The organism is Saccharomonospora iraqiensis subsp. paurometabolica YIM 90007 (assembly GCF_000231035.2).
Lineage (GTDB): Bacteria > Actinomycetota > Actinomycetes > Mycobacteriales > Pseudonocardiaceae > Saccharomonospora > Saccharomonospora paurometabolica.
The window spans coordinates 55,387-57,552 of the sequence record NZ_KI912215.1; the positions used below are offsets into that span (position 1 = coordinate 55,387).

General features: G+C 76.0%; 2 protein-coding genes and 1 pseudogene. All 3 read left to right on the plus strand.

Annotation, left to right across the window (positions count from 1 at the left end; translation table 11 throughout):
- Positions 1–227 (plus strand): annotated as a pseudogene (locus SACPADRAFT_RS32350) (hypothetical protein); the annotation flags it as partial.
- Positions 224–1,495: a cytochrome P450 gene (locus SACPADRAFT_RS0206665; protein ID WP_007027365.1), complete on the plus strand. Its 1,272-nt coding sequence runs from the start codon at positions 224–226 to the stop codon at positions 1,493–1,495. The pseudogene SACPADRAFT_RS32350 and the gene SACPADRAFT_RS0206665, both read left to right, overlap by 4 nt.
- Positions 1,492–2,166: UbiA family prenyltransferase (locus SACPADRAFT_RS0206670; protein ID WP_007027364.1), on the plus strand; the 675-nt coding region annotated here is incomplete at its 3' end. The genes SACPADRAFT_RS0206665 and SACPADRAFT_RS0206670, both read left to right, overlap by 4 nt.

The following is a 2,166-nucleotide window of genomic DNA, read 5'->3' on the forward strand; positions in this document are numbered from 1 at the left end:
ACCTGCTCGACTCCGCCGACGGCCCCGACGGGGCAGGCGGGGCCGGCTCGGCCGGCGGGGCCGCCCACCGCACGGGGCACCCCGCGCTGTGGCACGACAAGGACGTCTACACCCCCACCCGCATCGTGGACACCGAGATCGTCGCCGCGCTGTACCTCGCGCACACCGACCGGCGGACCGCACGCCTGCTCGCCGACACCACCCGGGTGGGCACGGGGGCCACGTGAACCGCACCGAACTGCACATGGCGCTGCGGACGCTGCCGTTCCTCGACGCCCGCCGCGAGCTCGGCGACCGGGCCGTCGAGCTGTCCGCCGACCCGCCGAAGCTGCTCGTGTGGCATCCGGAGGCGATCGACTGGCTCTTCCGGCACGACCGGGAGCTCAGCCACCCCGGCAGCCGGAGCCTGCGGCCGCTGTTCGGCGACGACTCGCTGCTGTGGGCCGACGGTCCGCGGCACGAGGCGTACCGGGAGGTGCTCGGTCCACCGCTGCGCGGCAGACGGCTGACCGGCTACCACGGGCTCATCGCCGGGGCCGTGCACGAGGCGGTGGACGCGCTGCGCCCGGGGACGGTGGTCTCGCTCGCCGACTGGACCCGGCGACTGACCCTGCGGATCGTGGGGCGTCTCGTGCTGGGCCGCGTGGACGACGCGGTCCTGGACTCCTTCTCCGTGTGGATCGACCGGGCCCTCGGTTCCCGGAGCCGCACCCTGGCGCACCGGTTCCTGCGCGGCGGCCTGCCCCGGTCCGGTCCGGACCTGGACGCGGCCCTCGTCCGGTGCGCCCGGGACGGAGCCGATCCGGATTCCCGGGGAACGGGCCGGGACACGGGGTGCCCGGCCACCCTCGCCTCGCTGATGCTGGATGCGGACGGCCCGCTGGCCGACCTCGGCGACGGCGAGCTGCGCGACCAGATCGTGTCGTTGCTGTTCGCGGGTCACGAGACCACCGCCTCGGCCGCGGCGTGGACGCTGTACCGGCTCGACCACGACGCCGCGCTGCGCCGCGACGTCACCGACGAACTCGCGGACGTGCCGGACGACGTCCCCGCATCCGCGCGGACTCCCCTGCTCGACGCGGTGATCCAGGAGGCCCTGCGGCTGGCCCCGCCCGTGACGGTGGCGGAGAACCGCACGCTGCCGCACGACACCGATCTGCTGGGCCGCACCCTGCCCGCGGGCACCACGCTCACCACGAGCATCTACCTCGCGCACCGGCAGCCGGACGCCTTCCCGGACCCGCTGCGGTTCGACCCGTCCCGGTTCCTGGGACGGCGCCCCGCACCCCGGCACTACCTCCCCTTCGGCGGCGGGACCCGCCGGTGCCTGGGTGCACAGCTGGGACAGCTGGAGATCCGGATGATCGCCGCCGCGCTGCTGCGCCGCCGGGACTGGCACTGCGTCAACCCCCGTGCGGGGGTGCTGCGGCTGCGCGGGCACGCGATGGCGCCGTCGGCCCGCCTGCGGATGAAGGTCACGGGACGGCGGGAATGACCCGGCACGCGCCGGTCACCGGCACCCCGGCGCGGCCGTCGGTGCGGGACCTGATCACCGTGCACCGGCTGGAGTTCCCGTTCGGGGTCAACACCGCCTGCCAGGCGGTGTGGGGCGCCTGCTTCGCCGTGGCCGGTCCGGGGGGACTGCTCACCCCCGCCGTGGTGGCGGCGGTCGTGGCCACGCTCGCGGTGCTGCTCGGCGGGCTGGTCCTGAACACCGCGGTCGACCTGGACAGCGACCGGCGGCACGCCGAACGCGGCGGGCTCGCCGGGGCGGCACGACGACTGGGCAGGACGGCGGGCCTGCGGCTGGCCGCTGCGGAGTTCACCGTGGGACTGGTGCTCGCCTCCGCCGTGTCGGTGTGGACCGGCCGGTGGCTGGTGGCCGGGGCGGTGGCCGCGGCGGTGGTGACGCAGGTGCTCTACAACGTCGACCCGGTGCGGCTCAAGGCGCGGGGCCAGGCGGGGCCGGTCGCGTTCTCCTCCGGGGTGATCGCGCTGCCGTTCCTGGCCACGTACGCGGCTGTCGACGGGGTCCCGCCGGTGGAGTTGTGGCCGGTGTTCGGCGGGCTGACCGTGCTGGCCGTCGGCCGGGTGGTGTGGTGGTCGGTCCCGGACGTGGGCGCGGACGCGGCCGCGGGGCTGCGCACCACCGGGGTGCGCCGCGGT